We start from the raw sequence: 23317 nt of genomic DNA, 5'->3' as shown, positions 1-23317 counted from the left end.
CCGCGCGGTGTTTCATGGTGCACCCCGCATGCGGATCGCCTCGAACACCCTCCGCAAGGCGAAGGAACGGGCAATCGACATGACCGTGAACGCGGCGCAGATCTTCAGGTTCTGCGCCAGCGTGGTGTGCAGGCCGAAGATGGGAAAGATCAGGATCTGCGTGATGGCGGCGAGGCCGTAGCCGACGATCACGTTTGCGACGGACTCGGCCAGCGACATGAGACGGGATTGTTTCATGCCGCCTTGCTCCGGCTGCGCCGCTTGCGGGCGGAGGCCTCACCGTCAGCGTCGCCATCCGCCTCCGCATCCGTGCCTGCGTGTTCACCAAGCCGCTCGGCTTTCACCTCGGCGTAGGTCCGTCCGTCGCCGTCGAGGATCACATCGCGGCCGGTCTCGGCCTGCCACCGTTCGACGGCGACATCGACATAGGCCGGGCTGATCTCCATCGCGAAGACGCGCCGACCGTTGACCTCGCCGGCCATGATCTGCGACCCGGAGCCGCAGAAGGGCTCATAGCAGAGCCCGCCGCGCGCGACGTGCTGGCGCATCGGAATGCCGAAGGCGTCGAGCGGCTTCGGCGTGGGATGGTCGGGGCGCTCGTCCCTGGCGAAACTCGGCATCTCCCAGGTCGAGGGCAGCGTCTGATCGGCCACTTTCGGCGGGCGGTTCGGACGCCGCCAGCCCATGAGGCAGGGTTCGTGCTTCCAGAGGTAATGCGACCGGGTCAGAACGCCCCGGTCCTTCACCCAGATGATCTGCTGATGCACAAACGCCCCGGCCTTTTCCCAGCAGGCTTCCAGCATCGCCTGGCGGCGCGAGGCGTGCCAGCAATACCAGGCGGCGTCCTCGGTGATCGCCTCTGCGATGGCCGCGCCGATGAAGCCGTCGTAGAGTTCTGCGCCTTGGCTCGAGTCATCCCAGGTCGTGCCGTAGGACGCCGACCAGTCCTTGTTGCGGGTTGGGTGGTTCGAGCCATCGTAATCGACCAGATAGGGCGGATCGGTCGCGAACAGCACGGCCCGCTCGCCGTTCATCAGGCGGCGCACATCGGCAGCGCTGGTGCTATCGCCGCAGAGCAGCCTGTGGGTGCCGAGCAACCACAGATCGCCGGTGCGCGAGGCCGGATGACGCGGAGGCTCGGGGATAATGACGGGTGGCGTCGACGTCTCGTCCTCCGCTTCCGCGCCGGCCAGCAGTCGGTCCAGTTCGCCGTCCTCAAAGCCCATGATCCCGAGATCGAAACCAGCCTCCTTCAGATCTGACAGTTCCAGCGCCAGCAACGCCTCGTCCCATCCGGCATTCAACGCGATGCGGTTATCGGCCAGCACCAAGGCCCGGCGCTGCGTCTCCGACAACCCGGTCAGGCTGATGGTCGGCACCGTCTCCATGCCAAGCTGCCGTGCAGCCAGCACCCGGCCATGACCCGCGATCAGCGTGCCATCCTCCGCGATCAGCACCGGGTTCACGAAGCCGAACTCGCGGATCGAGCCGGCGATCTCGGCCACCTGCGCCTCGGAATGGGTACGGGCGTTGCGTGCATAGGGTACAAGGCTGTCGAGGCCGCGATATTCGACGGCAAGCTGGTAATCGGTCACGAGGTGGTTTCCTTCGGATTTTGGACTGCACCCCCCCCCTCGCCATTTTGGCCACGGATGCAGAAAGCTTGGCGCGCGGTCCGGGGCCGGAAGGCTCCAGAGATTTGCCCTCCCCCCGGGTCAGCCGGAGGACTCGCGCCCGGTCCGCCGATTGCCGAAGCCGCCATCCTCGGCGGCGGTCTTGCGGCTGTGACAGGGCGCACAGAGCGGCTGCCAGCCGTCCTGGTCCCAGAACCGGGTGGTGTCGCCGCAATGCGGAGTAATGTGATCGACGGTGTTGGCGGCGCTCACGCGACCCTGCCGCTGGCATTCCGCACAAAGCGGGTGGCAGGCGAGGAACATGCGCCGGGCACGCTGCCACCGGGCGGATTTGTAGAGCGCCCGGATGGCGGGGTCGCGTTGGCGATCAGTGTCGCGGTCACGCTCCGGCTTGTCGCGTCGTCCAGCCGGGCGATGGATGGGCGGGCGCACAGGCATGGGATGCCCTCGCAAGTCAGATGAAACGGGATGGAGATGATCGGTGGCGCTCATGGGCGCTCTTCTCCCGATCATGCCCTGCTTGTAGCATGGATCTGTTGCAGGTGTCGAACACAAAAGTGTTGCAACACATTGGAGTCGCTTACGCATTAAGCCGCGCCGCGATCTTGGTGAGCGCCAGTTGCCAGCGACGCCACGCCGTGGTCCGGTCGCAGCCCATCTCCCCGGAGATGACCTTCCATGGCACCCGGGCCGCCCGCGACCAGATCAGCTTGCGTTCGGCCTCGTTGATCCACAGCGCCCAGTCGAAGGTCCGTTCCAGCGCCGAGATCGCCTGCGCCGAGGGCACCACCCGCATCGGCTCCGGCTCCATCGCCGCGATCTCGCGGGCGCTGCGCAGGATCTGCGGCCAGTGGCTGCCGTGACCGCGCGGGGCAGCGGAGGGGAGCCTGCGCAGGGTCCGGAACGCCTCCTCGAAGTGATCGGCAACATCGTCGGCTGTCCAGTTGCGCTCAACCATCGCCGTGCCCTCCCTCACTAGCGCAGGGGCCGTAGAGCTTGCGTCCCAGTTGCGCGATCATCTCGCGCTCCGGCCAGGTCAGCCGCGGGTCGTCCACGCTGACCACAAGCAGACCCATCTCCTGCCAGCCATCACGCTTGACCTCATCGGGGCTGCGCCGCGTGCCGCCGTAGCCGGGGGGCGTGTAACGCATCGTCGTCAGTTTCATTCGGGCCATCGTCATCTCCTGTCGTTCTGGCCGCAGTGGTCGGGTGAGGCAGAGACGAAAGAGAACGGCGGACCGCGGGCACGGACGTCACGGATGGGGGGCTCGGCCCCGAGGCCGGCCCTCCCATACGTAGTATGGGGGGTCCCGTTGTTCGTCCTCAAAAGCAAGTAAGTCTCTGTAGTAAAACGGGAAAATAGGACGAATAGAGGTCGAACAAGAGGACGAACATGTTCGTCCTCGTCCTGTAGTAAGTCATTGATTTTGTTTGATTTAGGACGAACAACGGAGGAGGACGAACATGTTTGTCCTGAGGTCGAACAAGAAATCCGGGAGGACGAACAAACGTGTTGGAGGACGATTTCACGCATGGTCGTCCTCCGGATCGGGCCAGTTGCAGGGGTCCTCCAGCTCCATGCAGAGGCCGTTGGCGGGCGACTTGTAGTGGCTGGGAACGACCGGTCTGCCGGTCGACAGCACCTCGCCGGTCTCCGGATCGACCTGCGCCTCGCTGCCGAACACCATGCCGTGGACGCAGAGATATCCGAACCTCGAGCGAACGACCTCGTGGCCGAATTCGGTGCCATCGCGCAGGAAGCGGATATAGCCCTTGGTGCTCAGCACATTGATCCGGTCACGAATCGTCGACTGGCTGCCAAGGCCGAACTGGTTCTCGAATGCCTCGCGGAACTGCGTCGAGGTATAGAGCCGCCCCTCGGCGGCCTCGGCGAGCAGGATCGAGAGGATGACGTCGCGCTTGCGATCGCGCTCGGCGTCGTGCTTTGCGCCGATTTCCTGGCCGACGACGCGTTCGAAGAGCCGGCTGACCTCAACCCATGTGCCCCCGATCTTGTCGACCAGCTTCGGCTCGAGCGCCGGTCCGTTGCGCAGTTCGATCTCGAGGCGACGGGCGGTGCTGTCCTCGTCCGGGCGGTGCAGGATCAGGCCCGTGGTGTAGTAACCCCGGAGCGCGCTGGCGCCGGAAAGGGCCAGGAAGGGATCGTCCTTCACCTGCGGCTTCGAGAGCTTCTTCGTGTGGTGGACGAGGATGACCCCGGCATCGGGATTGACCGTCGCCTGCAGCGCCTCGACGCGCTCCCGCAGGAAGAACATCATCGCGCTGTTGTCGTTCTCGCCGCCGCTGTCGGGACCGCCGTCGAAGACATTGCGGATCGGGTCGATGCACAGGACGTCGGGCGGGCTGTCGCGGAAAGCGGAGCGGACCGCCTCAGCCACACGGGCCACGCCACACCCATCGAGCAGCAGCTTCAGCCGCGGCGTTGCGACGAAGCCATCGCGGGCGGAGTCGAGCACCTCGGGCGGCAAACCGATCTGGTGAAGGCGCTCCCGCAGGTAGTGATACTGAAGTTCCGCCTGCAGGTAGAACACCCGCAGCGGCCGCGGCGGCGTAAAGCCGAGGAACGGCACGCCCGCGGCCATGTGCACGAGCCAGGAGATCAGGAAGTCGCTCTTGCCGACCTTGGGCGCTCCGCCAAGGACCAGCAGGCCGCCCGGGGTGAGCACGCGCGGCGCGATGATGTCGTCGGGCAGCGCGCTGCGGTCATCGAGCAGCTGGCCGAGGCTGAAGCAGTCCAGCGGGCCTGTCGGCGCCTCCTGCCGCGGCGGCTGCGCAGGTCCGTTGCGTTCGAGATGTCGCTGCCACAGGCGACGTGTCTCGGCCTTGAGCCGATCCTGGGGCCATGGCGGGCGCAGCATCGCGGCGTTATAGCTGCAGATCGCCTCCCAGGCCTCATCGAGCGTCATGCGCCCCTCATGGGCCTGGCGCAGGTAATGGCCGATCGCGGCACTGGCTCCCTGGAACCGGGTCCAGTCATCCGCCGCGCCTTCGCGAACCGGCGTGGTCAGCACCTGATCCACGGAGGGTTTTGCATCGACATTGAAGTCGAGGGGCGTGCCCGATGACGACGGCTCTGCCAAGGCCGGCATGGCGATCGCCCGAGATTCGAACTCGGCCAGATCGACCTCGATCGCCTGATGATCGATGATCCGGACCTGCGACCTCAGTCCGTACTTGCCATGAACCGTGCCCGGCACCCGCACCGGCTGGTGGGCCGAGCCGAAGCTGCCGTCACCGCCGATCTTGCGGGCGATCTCGGCGCGCAGGCGGCACAGCCGGGCGATCTCCGCGCCCTCGACCGGTTCCGTCAGCTTCCACCACAGATGCAGCTTGGGCTGTCCGGCCTCCGTGACGCCGCCGCTCTCGACGGTCAGCGTCGCCGGGCCGAGATGGCGCATCAGTTGCGCGCGTTTGGCAGCAATATCGCCCTCGTCGAGATCGACGACCAGTGCCTGCATCTGGACGACATGCTCGGCGCGGGCTTCGCCACGCTGCGCCACCGTGCCGGGGATGACATAGATGGCTCGGCCGATGGGCGCGGCAACCTCGGCACAGCCCGCGATGGTCGCGGCCGCACCCCCATCGGCCGGCAACCAGCGCAGATCACTCGGCGGGGGCGGCGTCACGCCCTTATCGGGCAGGCCGCGCAAGGGGATCAGCCCGTCGCACCAGGAGAAGACGACATCGAGAAACAGCGCGATCTGCGCCGGATCGACCGCCGGCACGCTCATTGTAGCCGCCCTTCGCCGGGCTCCAGATCGGCGGGCTGGATATAGACCGCGAAGAGGTCCTCGCCATCCTCATGCTGGCCGGCTGCTTCGAAGAAGTAATACCGATCCGGCATCACCAGCTCGGTCAGTTCCCAGCGGCGATAATAGCCAGGCAGGCGCTTGAGCAGGTCAGGCGGTGGAATTGGCGGCAGGGTCATCGGTCAGGCTCGCGAACAAGGGCTTCACCTGATCAAAAGCCAGCCCCAAGGGACGATCGGGACATTGAAGAGGGGATTATTTGTGATATCTATTCATGGAAGTGATATCGACAGAGGTTTCCCATGGCCCAGATCGTCATGCGTCAGATCCCTGACGAGGTGCATCGCGCGCTCAAGGCGCAGGCGGCCGCGCATGGCCACGGGGCGACGACGCGATGATCTCGAATCTCGTCTGGGGCGCATGATGGCGGAGGTATTTACCGGTCGGCTGCTTGGCTTCGATGCCGCCGCAGACGAGGCATTTGGCCCGCTCTACGCGATCGCGGCGCGCAACGGGCATGGTGTCAGCTTTGCCGATGGCGCGATTGCTGCCATCGCCGCGGCACAGGGCTATCCGGTCGCCAGCCGCGATACCGCGCCCTTCGCCGCCATGGGCGTGGAGGTGGTGGATCCGTGGCACGGGGCGGCTCAAGGCCGGTAATGGCCTCGCAGGCGCGCAGCGGCGCGTTGATAACGTTTCCGCGCCGCCGATGCCGTCAGGTCCAACGCTTCGGCCATCTCGATCTGGCTGGCGCCATCGAGCGCGACGCCAAGGACCAGATCGGCATCTGACCCGATTACCGCCGACAGATCAGCCCGCAATTCCGCCCGCATCCGGGCCCGTTCCGCCCATGACGGCGGCGCGGCAATCCAGTCGGGTTCTACCTCCGCGCAAGATTGCTGGCGGTCGATCTCGCGTCGATGGGCGCGCAACAGATCGCGTTCGGTGTTCATCAGCACGGTGGCGGCGATATTGGTGACGCGACCGAGATCAAGGGTCCGGATGATTTCCGTGCTGCGGGCCAGGAGGTCGGAGCTGATCTCGTCAGCAGTGCCGACACGACGACGCAGGCAGCGGTTGCGGATCGCATCGAGCCCCGGCCACAGGGAAAGCAGCATGACGTGCAGGGCCAATCCCGCGGGACGATCGCGGCCTTGTGACCTGCGCACGAGGGCGGCGAGAATGGCGTTTCGCCCATCGAAATCGAGATGCCCATGATGCAGGGCGCCGAGCAGCCCGACAATATCGGCGTAAGGCCGAAGCGACGGTTCGGCCGACCGGACGGCACGATAATCGCGTTGAGATTGCAGGGTCGACGACGAACGGGCGAGATCCTCGCGGATCGCGAACCAGGAGAAAGACACGGGACGCCAGCCTTCCGGCCGGGCGTCCAGCGCCTCTCTCGGGCCTCAGGGCGTCGTGCGCCTCTGATGATCGGGAAATTCAGGGGAACGGCGCGGCTTAACGCGCCGGTCCCTTCGTCTGGCTCATGGTCCCGCAGCGCCGGCAGGTCGCCGTGGCGGGATAGCTGAACAGATATTCGTGACCGCGCGCGAAGCTCACATGCATCAGGCCGTCGCGGTGGATGCCAAGCAGTGCGCCGCAGCAGCAACGCCAGTCGTTAGATGAGATGCGGGGCGTGCGGTCCTGCGCGCAGCGCACCGCCGCGAGATGAGAGTTGTGGGTCGGCATTTGAAATGCTCCGTCGTTGAAGGAGCAGCTCAAATGAAACAGCGAATCGCAGTTAGTCAGAGCCCCTGAACGCAGTTGGAGCGCAGTTGGCGGTCAGACCGCGATCTCCCATTGTCCGCGCTTCGGAGAGCGCATGAAGCCAGCCTTCAGCTTGTCCCACAATGGCTGGCCAAAAATGCTGCTGAGGGATTGCCCCCCGAACCCTGCGATCATGTCCTCGGTCTTCATGGGCGTCGGATATGCCTGTACCAGTCGATCGATGACCGTGACGCGATTTTCCCCCACAATGTCGATCGTGCCTCGGCCTGGTACGCTCAGCACCCCGGCGCCGGTGCCCGACTTGTGGAACTCGACAGCCGCCCCACCTTGGGCCAACGAACGGTTCCGACGAAATGCTGCCGTCAGGCTTGTCAGATCGACAGCAAATTCGGCTCCCTCCGGCAGAATATGGTCGGCGAGTCTGGCGAGCACATTTGCCGCCAGGCAGACGCCGGCCACGTCGCCCGCCTGCAGGACGAGCCCGATCCCCTGTTTGTCACGCGCGCGAAGCTCGGTGTCGATGGCGGCGCGGACCCGTTCGTCCTCGAGTCGGCGCGCGAGATAGAGCGGCACATCACGCCCGTCGATTTCGAGTGCGCCGAGCGCGATGAGGTCGGGCCGGATGTTCTCCATCGCTGTGATGTCCAGCGCCTTGCCAAGCTGCTCGCGCAGGTGGCTGGCGACCCATCCGTCTCGAATCCGATAGACACGGTAGCGCTCAGGCAGCGCGGCCGACGATGACTGGCCGTCGCTCGAGTGAAGCTCGAGTCCTTCAGGACGCTCCACGACCTTTGCCACATGTTCCCCGAAATCGTCTTCTTCGTCGATCAGGTCGTCACCCTCCCAACCTGAGGGGACCAGGAACCCGAGATCGAGCAGGGTTTTGACGTCTACCCCCCGCTCATGAAGCCAGGCACCGTTTATCCGGTCAGATGCCAGGTTCCACAAAGCCAGCAATGCAGGCAGCACCGCCGTGCTCTCTCTGGGCGTCGGTGCGCGACCATCACGCAATATGCCCCAATGGCGGAGCAAGCGGTGACCGAGGACGCGCTCGAACGGATCATCCAGGCTCAGCAGGCTCGTGGTGTTTCGATCCGTCAGGGTAAAGTCCAGCGTGCGCTCGCCGTCCACGCCCGCCCGCCGGTATTGAACAGCAATTTCCACGAACCGCATCGCGAGGGCATTGCGAAATATCCTCTCAAGGCCCGGCTGATCGCTGATCAGCTGGCCTATGTCTTCATCCAGGGACGTCGAGACCGACAGCCTGTTGGCGAGGTTTCCGATACTGATGTCCGCGCGGATCACGCGAGCTCGCAGGATGCTTGCGTCGTCGAACTCGGGGAGTCCCAGATCGAACCCGTTAAAGAACCGCGCGATGTCGTAGGCCTGAAAATCGACAGGTTGTTGCGAGGGCTCTTGCTCGAGGACCGTTCTGATGAAGCTCTCGGCCGCGTCATGGCGAAGCTTTCGGGTCCCAGCACGGACATGCACGCGTCCGGTACTCGGGGTGTGCACGATCATGATTTCCCCTGGTGGGCGGAAATACATTGTCGTGCGCTGCCCGTCGTCGTGGAGTTCCCGCACACTGGTGGGGGCTTCCGGGTGAACCACAAGGTACATGACCTCGGCGGGCACATCGCCGTCCTGGGGAATAGCGAACCGGTCGACTTCATACCCGTCACCCCGATCGAGCCTATCCCGCAGATCGTCCAGCAAGGTGTCCAGCGCTGATGAGGCGACATCAGCCGCGCCGTCTTCCACAGGCGCGACCATGAACGTCTGGTAGTGGCGGTCATAGCGGCGATAGAGCCGCAGATGCAGGGTGTTCTCGGCCGCCTCGAACAACATCGGCTCCTTGAGATAAGCCCACAAGCTGCGCGCCAGCGCGTCGCGCTGCCCCTCGAACTCGCGCTTCTGCTCTGTCGTCAGTTTGGAGCGAACCAGTCCGTCGAGCGCGAACTGGCCGCGATCTGACGACATGGTGACGATGCGGGCCGCTTCGGTTTCGAGCGGTGACAGCTTCTCTTTGCGCTGCTCGCGCAGCATGGCGGCGGCCGGCACGTTCCCGTCCGTTTCATCCGGATCGAAGTAGTAATCGACCAGCCAGGTCAGTTTGTCGAAAACCCGCATTTGCAGGAACGCGGCGATCATCGACGCCTCAGCATCGCCGAACAGGCGGAACAGGGCGGGGCAGGACTTGGCAGGCGCTCGAACCATGCAGGTCTCCATGATCAGAGTTTGCCAAGGCTAACCCGAGAGGGGAAAAAGGCAAAATAATCTTGTGCCCGCTGTCCCGATCCTCCGGGACGGGTGGCTTTTCCTCAGGAGAAGCAACCGGGCTGATCCTGATGAAACGACCCAATCCCCTGTCCCCCATGCTGATGACCCCGGCCGAGCGCCGCGCCGAACTGTGCAGGCTGCTGGCGCTCGGGCTGGGTCGGCTGCGCACGCGGGAGACAGTAGAAGAATCTGACGACACTGGAGAAAGTTGCCTACACTATCCGTCCGACCAATGCCGTCATGCAACTCCAACGCAACGGAGAAATGCATGAACAAGCCCGATCCCATCCCCGCGCGCCTGGCCGCGCTGAAGACCGCGACCACGCCGGAATTGAAGGCGCAGTGGCGTGACCTGTTCGACAGCGAGCCGCCGCCGTTCAACCGCCGCTATCTCGAAAGCCGCATCGCCTATCGCATCCAGGAACTGGCCTATGGCGGGCTGAAGCCCGAGACAATCCGGCGGCTGGAACGGCTTGGCGAGGAACTGGACGGCGGGGACAAGAGGAAGCGCGGCATCCGCGCCGATCGCGACCGCCCCATCACCGGCACACGGCTGCTGCGAGAATGGCAGGGCGTCGAACAGATCGTCACCGTCACCGCCGATGGCTTCGAATGGCAGGGGCGGCCGTACAAGTCGCTGTCGGCCATCGCGCGGGCCATCACCGGCACGCGTTGGAACGGGTGGACCTTCTTCGGGCTCAAGAACCACAGGGGGCGGACATGACGAAGCCGCCGGAAAAATCGAAGGTCGTCCGCAAGCTGCGCTGCGCGGTCTACACCCGCAAATCCTCCGAGGAAGGGTTGGAGCAGGAGTTCAACTCGCTCCACGCCCAACGCGAGGCCTGCGAAGCCTATATCGCCAGCCAGCGGTCCGAGGGCTGGGTTCTTGTCCGCGATCAATATGACGACGGCGGCATCTCGGGCGGCACGTTGGAGCGCCCCGGCCTGAAGCGGTTGCTGGAGGATATCGAGGACGGGCTGGTCGACGTGGTCGTGGTCTACAAGATCGACCGCCTCAGCCGCTCGCTCGCCGACTTCGCCAAGTTGGTCGAGGTCTTCGACCGGAACGGCGTGACGTTTGTTTCCGTGACCCAGTCCTTCAACACGACCACGTCGATGGGGCGGCTGACGCTGAACATCCTGCTGTCCTTCGCCCAGTTCGAGCGCGAGGTGACGGCCGAGCGCATCCGCGACAAGGTCGCCGCGAGCCGGAAGAAGGGTATGTGGATGGGGGGCGTGCCGCCCTACGGCTACCGGGTGGAAAACCGCAAACTGCTGGTGGACGAGGAAGCCGCCGCGCACGTCCGCTGGATCTTTGCCCACTTCCTCGAGATCGGGTCGGGCACGGAGCTGGCGAGAGAGATCACGAAACGCGGCATCCGAACGCCGCGCGGCAACCGGATCGACAAGAAATACATCTACCGGATGCTGAGCAACCGCGCCTACATCGGCGAGGCGGTGCACAAGGGCGACAGCTACCCCGGCGAGCACGACGCCATCATCGACCGCGAGACGTGGGACCGTGTCCACACCATCCTGCAGGAGAGCCCGCGCAAGCGCGCGGCCCGCACACGCGCTGATACGCCCGCGCTGCTGAAGGGACTGCTGTTCGGGCCCGATGGCGCCGCCTTCTCGCCGACGCACACCCGGAAAGGCGACAAGCTCTACCGCTACTATGTCAGCCAGACCGTGCTGAAGCACGGTGCTGGATCCTGCCCGGTGGGTCGTGTCCCCGCAGGTGAGATCGAGGCTGCCGTCATCGACCAGTTGCGCGCCGTGTTCCGCCAGCCGGAGATCGTTGCGGGGACGTGGAAGGCGGCGCGCGCCCATGCTGACGACATCACCGAGGCCGATGCCCGCGCGGCCCTGCAGCAGCTCGATCCGCTGTGGGACGAACTGTTCCCCGCCGAGCAAGCCCGCATCGTAGCGCTGCTGGTTGAACGGGTCGACATCAGTACGGGCGGCCTGAATGTCCGGCTCCGCGTCGACGGGCTCGGCAGCCTCGCTCGCGAGATGCAGACAGGCGGTATCGAGGCCGCAGCATGACTCGCCGGGCACCGATCCCCGAAACCGTGACGCTGCATGTCCCGTTCCGCGTCGTGAAGCGCGGCGGGCGGAAGGAAATGCACTTGCCGGAAGGCGCCACGCACTCGCGGCGGACCGACAACACGCTGGTCAAGGCGCTGGCGCGCGCGTTCCGGTGGAAGCGGATGATCGACACAGGCCGCTATGCGACCATCACCGACCTCGCCGCGCATGAGGGCATCTCGCCCTCCTACCTCACCCGCATCCTTCGCCTCACGCTGCTCGCCCCCGACATCGTGGATACAATTCTGGAAGGTCGGCAAGGGCCGGACGTGACCTTGGTCCGGCTGATGGACGGGTTCCCGGAGGAGTGGGAGAGCCAGAGGAAGTCTTTCTGACATTCTCGACACTCCCCGTCCAATCCTCGTCTTGATCCTGAAATCATCTCATGATTGCTTGGGCTTGATCCAGTTCTCTGGAGATTGCTCGCGTTTCAGTCGGGAGGGCGTTGTGCCGGGGCCTCAAGTTGATGGATTGGTTGAACGTATCCGCCAAGCGCTGCCACGGCATGGCAATCTCGAAAGCGCGGTTGCTGCCGTTCGCACCGAACTCGACCTCCTCTCCCCCGGGCTTGCAGCTAATCTGTCCGGCGAGATCGACGAAGCCGCCGCCATCGTTACCCGCGAGTTCGAACAGATCGAGATACTCCACAGCCACTCGGTGATCAGAAAACGGCCGGAATGGTACTTCGGCCCGAGACCGTCGGACCTGCACTGGCCTGCCGTGAAGTCCTTCCTTCTTAACGAGAAGAAGTGGCACGAGGACGACGTGCACGGCATCGATGACGCATCGAACGAGGTAGTATCACTTCTCGAGAACCCGCGGGATCCGGCGAGGAGCCAGTTCTCCTGTCGCGGACTGGTCGTCGGCCACGTCCAGTCGGGCAAGACGGCGAACATGACGGCCGTCATCGCCAAGGCGCTCGATGCAGGCTACGATACCGTAATCGTCCTCGCCGGTCTGACGAACAAGCTACGCCATCAGACCCAGCTCAGGTTGTATTCCGACCTGGTGCGGCGCAATCCCCTGAACTGGCAGGTGCTCACGTCGAACCAGGTGGACAGGGATTTCCGGGCTCCGCCTCAGGGCGGTTTCCTCTCCCATTCCGACAAGGCGCAGCTGGCCGTCATCAAGAAGAACGTCTCGCCCCTTGGAGAACTGCGTAAGGCCATCAGGGAGACATTGCCGGCTGTGTTGCAGCAGCTCCGGGTCCTGGTCATCGACGACGAATGCGACCAGGCAAGCGTGAACTCGGCGCGGGGCGAGCTCGACATGACGGCCATCAACCAGCGCATCCGCGAACTTCTCGGACTGCTCCCGGCTGTTACCTATGTCGGCTACACTGCCACTCCCTTCGCGAATGTGCTGATCAACCCCTACCGTGTCGACGGCCAGGAGCTCGACGATCTCTATCCACGGGACTTCATCACGGCACTGCCGAAACCAGATCGGTACTTCGGCACCGAGCGTCTGTTCGGGAAGACGCCGGTCGACCCGGAGGACGTGCGGCCCGACGAGGAAGGGCTCGACATGATCCGCGACGTGCCGGATGAGGATGAGGCGGGGCTGCAGCCGCGCAGCAGGAAGGAGCGTGACGCCTTTCAGCCTGCCATGACGCCGAGTCTCGAGGCCGCCATCCTCTACTTCCTCGCGTGCTGCGCCGCGCGGCGCGCCCGCGGACATGGGGACCAGCACATGACGATGCTGGTGCACACATCGGCCTACGTTCGTGCGCACGAGGTGGTTGCGGCGCTGATCGAGGGCTGGGTCGACGTGCACCGCAAGGATCTTGTCGATTCGGCATCCGACATCGGATCCCTGCTCGGTCGGGTCTGGGACGAGGAGCAGGGACGACTGCCGGACGACGTGACTGATGCGAAGCCGGTCACACTGGAAGATGTCTTCCGGTATCTGCCGGAAGTGCTCCAAAGCATCGAGTTCCCGGTCGAGAACGGCGCAAGCGACGACAGGATCGATTATTCCGGCCGGCCGAAGACGTACATCGTGGTCGGCGGCTCCATCCTCGCTCGGGGCCTGACCCTCGAAGGCCTGATGGTCAGTTATTTCCTGCGAACGGCAAACCAGTACGACACGCTACTCCAGATGGGACGCTGGTTCGGCTACCGGCCCGGCTACGAGGATCTTCCGCGGATCTGGATGCCGAGCGATCTCAAGCTGCGATTCAGGGCGCTTGCCTCCGTCGAACAGGAAATCAGGGAGGACATCGAGCAGTATCGGCTCCGCGACCTCACGCCGATGGACCTGGCGGTCCGGATCAGGGCAATTCCCGGCATGGCGATCACCGCGGCAAACAAGATGCGCGCCGCGAGGCGCTGTGCTGTCAGCTACTGGGGAACCCATCGCCAGACGTTCCGTTTCGCTCACACTGACGCTGGACTGCTCGAAAGGAACTGGGCAGCAGGCAACGAACTGGTCAGCCGTATCGAGGCGCTTGGCCTGCGCGATCGGGACGCAGGGGAGCGCAAGCTCTGGCGCAACGTGCCGAGGTCGTCGGTCCGCAGGTTCCTCGAGGCCTATTCCGTCGAGTCCTCCCAGGCGGACCTGCTGCCGGCCATGCTGGTCCCGTTCATCGACGGGCCGGATCCACGCCTTTCGTCATGGAACGTCGGTATCGTCGAGTCCGGCCGCGGTCGCGATTCCGATGCTGCTCTCGGTACGATCGGCTCCGTCAGGACGGTCAACCGCGCGAGGCTGAATGATACGAACGGGATCGCGGACATCAAGGCACTCATGTCGAGACGCGATGTGGTTTTCGACTGCGGCAACACTGTCGGAGGCAACGGAAGCTGGGAGGAACTGAAGGCGGCGAGGTTGGACGCGGTGGGACAGGTTCCGCTTCTCCTGCTCTATCCAATCGCGCGGGACTCGCGCCCCGAGCGCGAGAGCAAGGCGAGAGTGCCGCTCGATGCCGTGCATGACGTGCTCGGAATCGGGATCGTCTTCCCCGGATCGGTCACGGAGGGCGGGAACTTCGTCTCGGTGGAGCTGCAGCCGCTGTCGGCCGAGGAAGTCGCCGCGATCGAGGAAGAGGAGGCCGCGCAGACGGAGGCAGCAGGTGTCTAGACCCGAGCAGGAGAGCCCGGTGCAGGGACGCTGGAACGTCCTTCGGGCAGGGCATATCGACGGAGATAGTCTCGGTATCCCCTCGCGGCCTCTTGGCGCAACGACGAAGGCGGGGCCGATCCGGCTGGCCATCGGTTCCGGCGGGGAAGCGCGGCTGCTGGTGCCGCTTGTGACGGGCGAGAAGATCGGTGCTCTCGAGACGGGCAGTGCCTTGAAGATCGGCTTGACGACTCTCACGCATGGGCAACGCGCGATCCGGTTTCTCGATATCATCTGCATGTCGCCGGATCTCGAAGCCGTATTCGGTGAGGTCGTGGATGACATCGTCCGCCGTCTGGCCGACCGGAAGGACGGGGTCGCGGCAGTGGCAGGTGCGCTCGATGACTTCCGCGAACTTCTCGTCCCACCAGCAGGGAGAGAGATGGATCGATCGCGGGTTGTCGGCCTCGTGGCCGAGCTGGTCGTGTTGAACCGGCTTCTTGACATTTCGCCGTCGGCCTGGCGCTGCTGGCGCGGGCCGGCCGGAGACCGGCACGACTTCCGGGCCAGAGACGTCTCGATGGAGGTCAAGGCATCGCTCGGCGCAGGGGCCCGCGAGGTCACTATCAACGGCATCGATCAGTTGCAACCGCCCGCGGGCGGATCGCTGCACCTTGCGCATCTGGTCCTCGAGGCGGTCGAGGGCGGCCTTCTGACCGTGGCTTCACTCGGAGACAGGGCCTTGCTGCGCGCCGACGACCCCGCGGGACTGCGGGCGCTGCTCGCGGCAGTCGGATGCACGGACGTGCATGACGCCGCATGGAACCGTTTCGCATTCAGGGCGGAGGCAGAACGCCTCTATCGTGTCGGCCCGGGTCTTCCCCGGATCGTGCCTTCGAGCTTTGTCGGAGGAATGATCCCTGCAGGTATCGTCGATGCGACCTACAGGATCGATCTCGGGCATGCCTCCGAGGCAGAATGCCCGCCGGCGGAAATCGCCTCACTTCTTCAGGAATTGTCCGGATGACCTTGAGCCCGCTCGAGCTCCATTCCGAGCCTTACGGTTCGACCGGAAACATCGGCGAGAACTTCCGCCGTCTGCTCGGGGCACCAACGCTCGATCCGTTGCAGACGGTCATCCGGGAAGCGGTCCAGAACATTGCCGACGCCGCGCGACCAGGCGTCGGGTCCGAGATCCTGATCAGGCTGCGGACTCTCTCGGACACCCAGCACGACATCCTTCGGAGCGTCATCCTTGCCGAGGTTCCGGAGGAGCCGGGTTCGTCCGCCACGATCTCGGGCTTCCTCGAGGCCGAAAGTGCGGTCGTTCTCGAGATCTGCGACTTCGGCACCGTGGGCCTTGGCGGCCCGACACGGTCAGACCGGATCCCGGTCGGAACCGAACAAACCAACTTCATCGACTTCCTTCGCAACATCGGCACAGCTCGGGACACCGAACAGGGGGGCGGCACGTACGGCTTCGGCAAGGTCGCCCTGTATCGCGCCAGCGCGTGCAGCACGATCATCGTCGATACGCTGCCCGACGGAGCCGGTACGGAGGGGCGGCGCCTGATGGCATGCCATGTCGGCCGTTCGTTCGAGAGGCCGGAGAACGGGATGAGGAGGCGCTTCACGGGCCGTCACTGGTGGGGTGTGAAGGATCCGGAGGACGGGATCGCCGATCCGGCAACGGGCGCTGCCGCCTCGGCGCTTGCCAGTCATCTCGGTCTGCCGGACCGCGACCCGGGAAGGTCCGGGACATCGATCATGATCCTCGGTTTCCAGCCCGACGAGGGCAATCTGACGGTGACCGGAAACAGGATCATCGAGACACTGCTCTGGAGCTTCTGGCCGCGGATGATGCGCAGCGCTCCCGCGAAGCACCGGTTCGCCTGCAAGGTGATGGTCGAGGATCAGGAACTGCCCGTTCCCGCGCCGGAGGACCTCGCCCCGTTCGATCTGCTGTGCAAGGCGATGAGCGCGGCGCGGGCCCGCAAGGGGAACGATGTTCGGCGGATCGAGTCCCAGAGACCACAGAAGTTCCTCGGGACGCTCGCGATCGAGAAGGGCCTGCGGTCGCCGAGGCGTCACCTGACTGCAGATGAGGACGTCAGGCTTGTCCCCGGGCAGATGCACCACATTGCGCTGATGCGCCCCGTCGAGCTCGTCGTGAAGTATCTCGAGGGCAATCCGCTCCCCGACGCGCGGCTGGAATGGGCAGGCGTGTTCATCGCCAGCGACGAGGACGAGGTAGAGCAGGCCTTCGCGGACTCCGAACCGCCTGCCCATGACGACTGGGTTCCCGACAACCTGCCGAGAGGCAACGAGAAGCGCTACGTCAACATCGCGCTGAGGCGCCTGAGGGAAATCGCCGCCGAGATGGGCATGGAGCCGATCTCCCCCAGGCCGGGGGAAGGATCCGGCCCGCCGCTCGCCCGCCTTGCCGGGCGTCTCGGGGCGGTGCTCGAAAACGTCGGGGGCGACGGTGCCGGTCGGCGGCGAGGTTCCGGAGGTTCCGGCGGTGGGCGTCCATCGAGGGCACGAGCAAGTCGTCCCGTCTTCCAGCGCCTCGAGGCGGGCGATGCCGGGCGGATTGCAGTGTTCCTGACTGAGGTAACGCAGGACACGCGGCGAAGCGGCGTGAAGCTGGTCGCATCGGCTTCTGTCGCCGTGGAGGGCGCTACGCTCGGATCGGCCGACGACACCGTCGGCAGGCCCGACGTCCTGTCCGTCAGGTGGCTGGACGGAGAGGCGGAAACCGCCGGCAACACGCTCGACCTCGGTGGCCGGGAGGGACGGTTCGAGATCCGTGTCCTTGTGCCGGAAGACTGCGCGGTTACGGCGGATGCGGATGTCATCCTGGAGGCCGGCGCATGAACCGCCGGGTCGCTTTTCCGTTCCTCACGCTTTCCGAGGCGGCCGTGGAGGCGTCGGCATGGGAGATTTCGCTGGACGGCCGCGAATGGTCAGCTGCGGGCGAATTCCTTCCGCACTGGGACAGCGCGAGCGATATCTGCATCCGCCGGACATTGCGCCTGAATCTCGAACTGGCGGCATCCGATCTCGGCATCCCCGTCGATCAGCTCGCCCTGGCCGGCTCGGTGAGGATCGGGACGGGTCAAGGCAGGCTGCCCCGCCTGATCCTCTCCCGCACGCGCCGGGAGTTCCACCCCGGGGACACGTCGTGGGAGTTCGAGCAGACCATCGAGGGCCGACGGCTCTCGATGATCCTGGATCTGCAGACCGAAATCCTTCTTGGGAAGGCCCCGGCAGGATTCTCAGTGCTCTCGCCCATCCATCCCGGCGACCGGATCTGGTCCGACATTGCACGGGTCAGGCTCGAGGGAGAAGAGCCGCGCTTCCCCATCGAGACGGTGGACCTCGCGCAGATGCTCGGTGGCGGAATTGCGGGTGCTGCGCCGTGGCACCTGCACTGGTCGCCTGGGGACTGGACGCGAGATTTCCACGGAGCGGTTCGCCTTTACCTTAACGCGAAGTCCAGCGAGACCCTTCAGCGGATCGAGGACGAGGACCCGGCCACGATCCAGTTCCTGCTTGGCGATGTCATGAGTCAGATCTGCGAGCGTTTTCTTGCTGACCCCGAAGCCGAAACGATGATGGATGCGGCAGAGCCGGGGTCACTCGGTGCCCAGGCCGCAACGTGGCTGCGCAAGGCATGGCCCGGCAAGGACGCTTCCTTCATCCGTTCCGTGCTCGAAAGCCGTCCGGGCATCTTTCGCTCAACGATGCTTGCGCTCGCAGAGCCGGGAGTTCCGGAATGACGTTTCTGCTTCCAAGACTGCCCGGTCCGGCCTGCGACGTCATCGTTCGCAGGTTCCTCGAGCATGGACCGTCGGCTTGGGCCGGCTTTCGCTCCGATGACCTTCCCGATCAGGTGCGCTTTGCCGCGACGGGCGGCGCACCCGTCCCTGCAGCGTCCCTCGCAACGGTGCGGCAGGATCTCGTCGCAATTGCCCGGAAACATGGGTTTGGACAGCAAGGTGCCCGGCAGTCCCATGCCGGCTTCGATGCCGAGACCGCCGCCTGGCTTGCTCGATCCGACCTCTTCACTACCGGCGAGGCGCTTCGGGATGATGTCTGGGCGTTTGTTGCCGCTGTCATTGCCCCGGACATTACCTACTGGCGCTTCGGCAGCTCGACAGAGCGCTACGCCGGAGGTGTGCGCAATACCTTCCAAAGGCTCTGGATGCGTGGCCGTGCACTCGACCGGGGCTCGGGGCATCCCGAGCGTTGGGGATTGCTGGAGGCGCTAACCGAGGATGCCCTCGTGCAGATTACCGAGCGACCGAGCATCGGGGGCGATCATGTTCTTGCCCTCGCCGTCGCAGAGGCATGGCACCGCGCTGCACGCCATCATGGCAAGGGGGGCATGGAGGACATCATGCGTCGCGCGATCCTCCGCATCCGGGTCCGCAACGAGATCAGATCCCTTGCGGACCTGCCGCCGGGCGATCGCGCCCGCTTCCTCGACGGGGTTTTCGGCGTGCCCGATCAGTCCGCCCCTACTCGAGGCGGAACGTCGGGGGGCCTAGACGGCCCCGACGCCGCACCTAGCGGGCGATCCGAAGACGACAAACAGGTTGAGGCACTTGAGGCCGAGCTCTCGATGTCGGGGTCGAGCATGGCGGATGCTGCCCGGAAAGTGAGGCAGGAAGCCGGGAAGCGCGGTTGGCTTTCACCGAAGTCGCAATCCGCGTTCGAAACCCTTCAGGAAGGCCACGCTCCTCTTGACCGGGGCGAACGTAACGCACTCGACTATCTCCTCGGCAAACTCTCGGACGCGGGCGTCTTGGCCGACGAAATCTCGCGGCTGCGAGCTGCCATGTCAGAGGCTTCGGTCGCCGGCGACTCGCAAGACGGCGCCCCGGAAAGGCCGCGCAAGAGAAGCTGGGCGATCTGGCGGGCGAGGTAGGGCGGAACGGCGTTCCCGACCTGCACGTACTGCTGCGTCCGGTTGCCTAGGAACAGGTAGTCATCCGGGAAGGTCTGCAGGCGCGCCGCCTCGCGCACAGTGAGGCTGCGGCACTGCATTGGATCGGGGTGGATGAAGTAGTGGCCGTCCTTCGAGATGTGGCTCGTGACCGTGGTAGATGGCCCCCCCGCGACCTGGACCCGGAAGCGGTCGTTGAAAACGCCGCTGTACCAGTTGCGATGGTCGGGGCTGAGCGACAGCGGGAAATCGGAAGCCTTTGGGCTGTAACCGCGCACCGCGCCGAAGACGGCAGCGAACAGATAGCGGCCGAGGTCCGAGGGCATGTGCCCGCGTGTCTCGTGCTGGGCGAAACCGCGCAACGCAGGGCGCTCCAGCCAGGCGAGGAGTTCGTCGTTTGATGTGCCGTAGCCCTCGGGGCGCCGCGCTGACAGGCGGGGCGCCAGCAATCCATTCTTCAGGCCCGTCGCAACGGCGGAGAAGAGGTCGCGCAGCGGCCCGTCTCCCTTGCCCCGGTGGATGCCCGCAAGCAGCAGGGCAGCCTCAACGACCTCTCGCCGCCAGCTCGCCGGGTCGTCGCGACCGCGGCTCAGGCCGCTTCGCAGCGCCGGCATTATGCCGATGGCGTCATCGACAGTCCGTGTCACCCCTGAAATCGGTACACTCGTCCCGGTGGCCCTGTCCGCCAGGTCGGAGCGGATACCGACGATGATCACCCGGTGACGCCGCTGCGGCACCCCCCATTCCTCGGCGCGGACGATGAAATCCGAAGGCTGCGCGGCCTCCCGCAGACTGGCCCTGCCGTCCGACACCCGGATCGCCCTCATCTCGTAGTGATGTCCCTGACCGGTGCCGAGCGAGGCGAGGTCCTCCATCAGCATCTCGAAGACAAGGCGGCTTTCGACCGTCGAGGACAGCATGCCCTTGACGTTCTCCATGACGAAGGCAGCGGGGCGCAGGCGGTCGAGTACCCGGATGTATTCGCGGAAGAGGTAATGCCGCTCGTCCTTCTCGGGGACGTATCCGACCTTCCCCTTCGCCCGCGCGCGCCCGACAAGCGAATAGGCCTGGCAGGGCGGGCCGCCGATCAGGATGGTGTCGTCGAACTCCCGGCGCAGCGCACCGATGGCATGATCGATGGCGGCGGCAGCCGGTTCCGTCCCGAGTTTGAGGCATTGCGCCTCCGCCGTCGCATGCTGCCACGCCACCGCATCCACCTCGCTCCAGTCGGGCTCCGGGATCAGTCCGGCGTGGAAGTCGATGAAGGCCTGTGGCAACGCCCCGAGACGCGCCTGATGCGCCCGCAGGAAGGCGCGCAAGGTCAGCGTGCGATGCGCCGAGGCCTCCTTCTCGACCGAGATGCCGATCCGGAACGGCGCGTGGCCGCCGACATCGAGGGACGCAAAGCCCTCGCCCAGCCCGCCTGGGCCGGCAAAAAGATCGACGATGCCGAAAGTGGCTGGCAAATCAGGGGCCTCTCGAATTCGGGTTGCAGGCTGTATACTAGATCCGGACGCAGAGGCCAGGAGGCAAATGGCGGATATCGTCGACAGGCAGACCCGCTCGCGGATGATGTCCGGGATCCGGGGCAAGGACACGAAGCCGGAAATGGTGCTGAGGCGCGCGTTGCACGCGCGCGGCTTTCGGTATCGGCTGCATGGAAACGGTGTCCCTGGTCGGCCGGATCTGGTCCTCGCGAAGCACCGGGCCGTCATCTTCGTGCATGGCTGCTTCTGGCACCGTCACGAAGGCTGCCGTTACACGACCACGCCCGCGACCCGCCCCGAGTTCTGGGCAGAGAAGTTCGCCGCGAATGTCAGGCGCGATCGTGCGGCATGCGAGGCGCTGGTGGCAGATGGGTGGCGCGTGGCGATAGTATGGGAGTGCGCGCTGCGCAAGCCGAACCAAGTCACGGCGACCTGCTCTGCGCTTGTCTCATGGCTTGCAACTGGCGCGCCCAATATCGAGATCGACGAAGGCGACCTTCGCCACACGGAATGACTGGAGTAGTGCTGCAAGCAACCCTGGCTGATCTTCTGAACGCATCTCTTCATTGGCGAAGGTTCGATCTCCGTTCCATCTCGGCAGGCTGCCCCTGTCGTCGAAGTCAACAGCTTTGCATCGACCGAAACCATACGATTTCAACAGGTTGCGTGAACTGAACCTTTGCGCGTCCAGTCAACAGGTCCGGAGAATATCGGCCAGGAGAGACCGATTTCGGCCATCTCGCGCCGGGCAAAGTGAACAGCCCACCCGCATAACCCTCGAAAACAACGAAAAAATCCGGCCGCAGCCGTATGGGGAGAACGCTTTCGCAGAGGCAAGTGGCGGAGACGAAGGGATTCGAACCCTCGAGACGGTTTCCCGCCTGCACCCTTAGCAGGGGTGTGCCTTCGACCACTCGGCCACGTCTCCGCCGCCTCGTATATGGATCAGGAGCCGCGGAAACAAGGGGTATTTCGCAGCCGCGACAAGATGGCGGAACTGGGCAACTTCCCCTGGTTTTCACGGCATCTGCCGCCCGCGAAACCCTGCCGGCCCCGCAAGACCAGAAGGCCGGGAGGCCGGGAATCCTTCCGGTCAGGCGTTGAACAGGAAATGCAGCACGTCGCCGTCCTGCACCACGTAGGACTTGCCCTCGACGCGGAACTTGCCGGCCTCGCGCGCGCCGGCCTCGCCTTTGTACGCCACGTAATCGTCATAGGCGATGGTCTCGGCGCGGATGAAGCCGCGCTCGAAATCGCCATGGATCACGCCCGCCGCCGCCGGGGCCAGCGTGCCCTTGTGGATGGTCCAGGCGCGGGCCTCCTTGGGACCGACGGTGAAATAGGTCTCCAGGCCCAGAAGCTTGTAGCCCTCGCGGATCAGCCGGTCGAGGCCGGCCTCGTGCAGGCCCATCTCCTCGAGGAACATCGTCGCTTCCTCGGCGGGAAGCTGGCTGATCTCCTCCTCGATCCTGGCCGAGATCACCACATGGCCGGCACCCTGCTCGGCCGCCATCTGCGCCACGCGCTCGGACTGGCTGTTGCCGGTGGCGGCCTTGTCTTCCTCGACATTGCAGACGAACAGCACCGGCTTGGCGGTCAGCAGCTGCAGCATGTCCCAGGCCTTGCGGTCCTCGTCCGCGACTTCGACGGTGCGGGCGGGGCGGCCGGATTCCAGCGCGGCCTGCGCGGCCTTGAGCAGCTTTTCCTGCGCCACCGCCTCCTTGTCGCCGCCCTTCAGCTTGCGCTGGATATTGGCCAGCCGGCGCTCGATGGATTCCAGGTCGGCGATCATCAGCTCGGTCTCGATGGTCTCGGCATCGGCGATGGGATCGACGCGGCCCTCGACATGGGTGACATCGCCATCCTCGAAACAGCGCAGGACATGGGCGATGGCGTCCACTTCGCGGATATTGGCCAGGAACTGGTTGCCCAAGCCTTCGCCCTTGCTCGCGCCCTTCACCAGCCCGGCAATGTCGACGAAGGTGATGCGGGTCGGGATGATCTGCTTGCTGCCCGCGATCCCGGCCAGCTTGTCCAGCCGCGGATCGGGCACCGCGACCTCGCCCACATTCGGCTCGATGGTGCAGAAGGGAAAGTTCGCAGCCTGCGCGGCGGCGGTTTTCGTCAGCGCGTTGAACAGCGTCGATTTGCCCACGTTCGGCAGGCCGACGATCCCCATGCGAAAGCCCATGATGCACCCCTTTTCCCGGATTTCCGCGCTTATTATGGGGCGATGACGCGCAAGTCCAGTGGCGGGCCGTTGATCTTGCCCCTCAAGCCGGGCTAGGGCTGGGCGGACCATGAGGGAACGGGGCG

At 65.2% G+C, this 23317-nt stretch carries 22 protein-coding genes and 1 tRNA gene; 10 read left to right on the top strand and 13 right to left on the bottom strand.

All coding sequences use genetic code 11. The annotated features are described in order from the left end of the window. Positions 1–12: 12 nt before the first annotated feature. The 7 genes from ACNKFW_RS01910 to ACNKFW_RS01880 all read right to left on the bottom strand — a co-directional run bounded on the left by ACNKFW_RS01910 (position 13) and on the right by ACNKFW_RS01880 (position 5583). The gene (locus ACNKFW_RS01910) at positions 13–237 is read right to left on the bottom strand and encodes a hypothetical protein (RefSeq protein WP_418024630.1); all 225 of its coding nucleotides are present in this window, start codon (positions 235–237) and stop codon (positions 13–15) included. Beyond that, the gene (locus ACNKFW_RS01905) at positions 234–1595 is read right to left on the bottom strand and encodes a site-specific DNA-methyltransferase (protein WP_418024628.1); all 1362 of its coding nucleotides are present in this window, start codon (positions 1593–1595) and stop codon (positions 234–236) included. Before ACNKFW_RS01905 ends, ACNKFW_RS01910 begins: the two co-directional genes overlap by 4 nt. Before the next feature lie 120 nt (positions 1596–1715). Next, complete coding sequence (locus tag ACNKFW_RS01900) at positions 1716–2126, bottom strand: HNH endonuclease (protein WP_418024626.1); 411 nt, start codon at positions 2124–2126, stop codon at positions 1716–1718. Between the two features lie 88 nt (positions 2127–2214). Then, positions 2215–2592, bottom strand: a complete 378-nt coding sequence (locus ACNKFW_RS01895) for a DUF6362 family protein (protein WP_104492451.1) — start codon at positions 2590–2592, stop codon at positions 2215–2217. Further along, the gene (locus tag ACNKFW_RS01890) at positions 2585–2800 is read right to left on the bottom strand and encodes a hypothetical protein (RefSeq protein ID WP_418024624.1); all 216 of its coding nucleotides are present in this window, start codon (positions 2798–2800) and stop codon (positions 2585–2587) included. The genes ACNKFW_RS01895 and ACNKFW_RS01890 overlap by 8 nt, the downstream gene beginning before the upstream one ends. A gap of 360 nt (positions 2801–3160) precedes the next feature. Beyond that, positions 3161–5386, bottom strand: a complete 2226-nt coding sequence (locus ACNKFW_RS01885; RefSeq protein ID WP_418024622.1) for an AAA family ATPase — start codon at positions 5384–5386, stop codon at positions 3161–3163. Beyond that, the gene (locus ACNKFW_RS01880; protein ID WP_018000084.1) at positions 5383–5583 is read right to left on the bottom strand and encodes a hypothetical protein; all 201 of its coding nucleotides are present in this window, start codon (positions 5581–5583) and stop codon (positions 5383–5385) included. Before ACNKFW_RS01880 ends, ACNKFW_RS01885 begins: the two co-directional genes overlap by 4 nt. Positions 5584–5706: 123 nt before the next feature. Between ACNKFW_RS01880 and ACNKFW_RS01875 the strand changes: the two genes are divergently transcribed. Then, positions 5707–5802, top strand: coding sequence for a FitA-like ribbon-helix-helix domain-containing protein (locus tag ACNKFW_RS01875; protein WP_418024619.1), 96 nt, complete (start codon positions 5707–5709; stop codon positions 5800–5802). After that, entirely contained in the window at positions 5777–6064 is a 288-nt protein-coding gene (locus tag ACNKFW_RS01870; protein WP_418024617.1) for a hypothetical protein, read from the top strand. Before ACNKFW_RS01875 ends, ACNKFW_RS01870 begins: the two co-directional genes overlap by 26 nt. Here ACNKFW_RS01870 and ACNKFW_RS01865 read toward each other — a convergent pair. From ACNKFW_RS01865 to ACNKFW_RS01855, 3 genes are all read right to left on the bottom strand, one after another. Continuing rightward, positions 6052–6768: an RNA polymerase sigma factor gene (locus tag ACNKFW_RS01865; protein WP_418024615.1), complete on the bottom strand. Its 717-nt coding sequence runs from the start codon at positions 6766–6768 to the stop codon at positions 6052–6054. The genes ACNKFW_RS01870 and ACNKFW_RS01865 overlap by 13 nt on opposite strands. A gap of 97 nt (positions 6769–6865) precedes the next feature. Then, complete coding sequence (locus tag ACNKFW_RS01860; protein WP_018000087.1) at positions 6866–7096, bottom strand: hypothetical protein; 231 nt, start codon at positions 7094–7096, stop codon at positions 6866–6868. Positions 7097–7189: 93 nt separating this feature from the next. Beyond that, positions 7190–9352, bottom strand: coding sequence for a hypothetical protein (locus ACNKFW_RS01855; RefSeq protein WP_418024613.1), 2163 nt, complete (start codon positions 9350–9352; stop codon positions 7190–7192). A gap of 331 nt (positions 9353–9683) precedes the next feature. On the opposite strand from ACNKFW_RS01855, the gene ACNKFW_RS01850 reads away from it, so the two are divergent. The 7 genes from ACNKFW_RS01850 to ACNKFW_RS01820 all read left to right on the top strand — a co-directional run bounded on the left by ACNKFW_RS01850 (position 9684) and on the right by ACNKFW_RS01820 (position 18345). After that, a complete protein-coding gene (locus ACNKFW_RS01850; protein WP_018000090.1) occupies positions 9684–10139 on the top strand; it encodes a DUF2924 domain-containing protein in 456 nt (151 codons plus the stop codon). Beyond that, positions 10136–11461, top strand: a complete 1326-nt coding sequence (locus ACNKFW_RS01845; RefSeq protein WP_018000091.1) for a recombinase family protein — start codon at positions 10136–10138, stop codon at positions 11459–11461. The genes ACNKFW_RS01850 and ACNKFW_RS01845 overlap by 4 nt, the downstream gene beginning before the upstream one ends. Further along, on the top strand, positions 11458–11838 hold the full coding sequence (locus tag ACNKFW_RS01840) for a hypothetical protein (RefSeq protein ID WP_018000092.1): 381 nt from the start codon (positions 11458–11460) through the stop codon (positions 11836–11838). The genes ACNKFW_RS01845 and ACNKFW_RS01840 overlap by 4 nt, the downstream gene beginning before the upstream one ends. 136 nt (positions 11839–11974) lie before the next feature. Then, complete coding sequence (locus ACNKFW_RS01835; protein ID WP_018000093.1) at positions 11975–14584, top strand: Z1 domain-containing protein; 2610 nt, start codon at positions 11975–11977, stop codon at positions 14582–14584. Next, a complete protein-coding gene (locus tag ACNKFW_RS01830; protein ID WP_018000094.1) occupies positions 14577–15590 on the top strand; it encodes a PD-(D/E)XK motif protein in 1014 nt (337 codons plus the stop codon). Before ACNKFW_RS01835 ends, ACNKFW_RS01830 begins: the two co-directional genes overlap by 8 nt. Beyond that, complete coding sequence (locus tag ACNKFW_RS01825; protein ID WP_018000095.1) at positions 15587–17440, top strand: hypothetical protein; 1854 nt, start codon at positions 15587–15589, stop codon at positions 17438–17440. The genes ACNKFW_RS01830 and ACNKFW_RS01825 overlap by 4 nt, the downstream gene beginning before the upstream one ends. Further along, the gene (locus tag ACNKFW_RS01820; protein ID WP_018000096.1) at positions 17437–18345 is read left to right on the top strand and encodes a hypothetical protein; all 909 of its coding nucleotides are present in this window, start codon (positions 17437–17439) and stop codon (positions 18343–18345) included. Before ACNKFW_RS01825 ends, ACNKFW_RS01820 begins: the two co-directional genes overlap by 4 nt. Before the next feature lie 994 nt (positions 18346–19339). On the opposite strand, the gene ACNKFW_RS01815 is transcribed toward ACNKFW_RS01820, so the two are convergent. Beyond that, on the bottom strand, positions 19340–20980 hold the full coding sequence (locus ACNKFW_RS01815; RefSeq protein WP_018000098.1) for a DNA cytosine methyltransferase: 1641 nt from the start codon (positions 20978–20980) through the stop codon (positions 19340–19342). Positions 20981–21047: 67 nt separating this feature from the next. On the opposite strand from ACNKFW_RS01815, the gene ACNKFW_RS01810 reads away from it, so the two are divergent. Then, on the top strand, positions 21048–21515 hold the full coding sequence (locus ACNKFW_RS01810; protein ID WP_018000099.1) for a very short patch repair endonuclease: 468 nt from the start codon (positions 21048–21050) through the stop codon (positions 21513–21515). Positions 21516–21839: 324 nt separating this feature from the next. On the opposite strand, the gene ACNKFW_RS01805 is transcribed toward ACNKFW_RS01810, so the two are convergent. Next, a tRNA-Ser gene (locus tag ACNKFW_RS01805) sits at positions 21840–21929 on the bottom strand. 165 nt (positions 21930–22094) lie between these two features. Next, complete coding sequence (gene ychF / locus ACNKFW_RS01800; protein ID WP_024845429.1) at positions 22095–23192, bottom strand: redox-regulated ATPase YchF; 1098 nt, start codon at positions 23190–23192, stop codon at positions 22095–22097. Positions 23193–23317: the final 125 nt, after the last annotated feature.

The organism is Paracoccus sp. TD-10, from assembly GCF_048270675.1.
In the GTDB taxonomy this organism is placed as follows: domain Bacteria; phylum Pseudomonadota; class Alphaproteobacteria; order Rhodobacterales; family Rhodobacteraceae; genus Paracoccus; species Paracoccus pantotrophus.
Note: the sequence above shows the minus strand (reverse complement) of the source record. Positions and strands in the feature narration are given on the sequence as shown.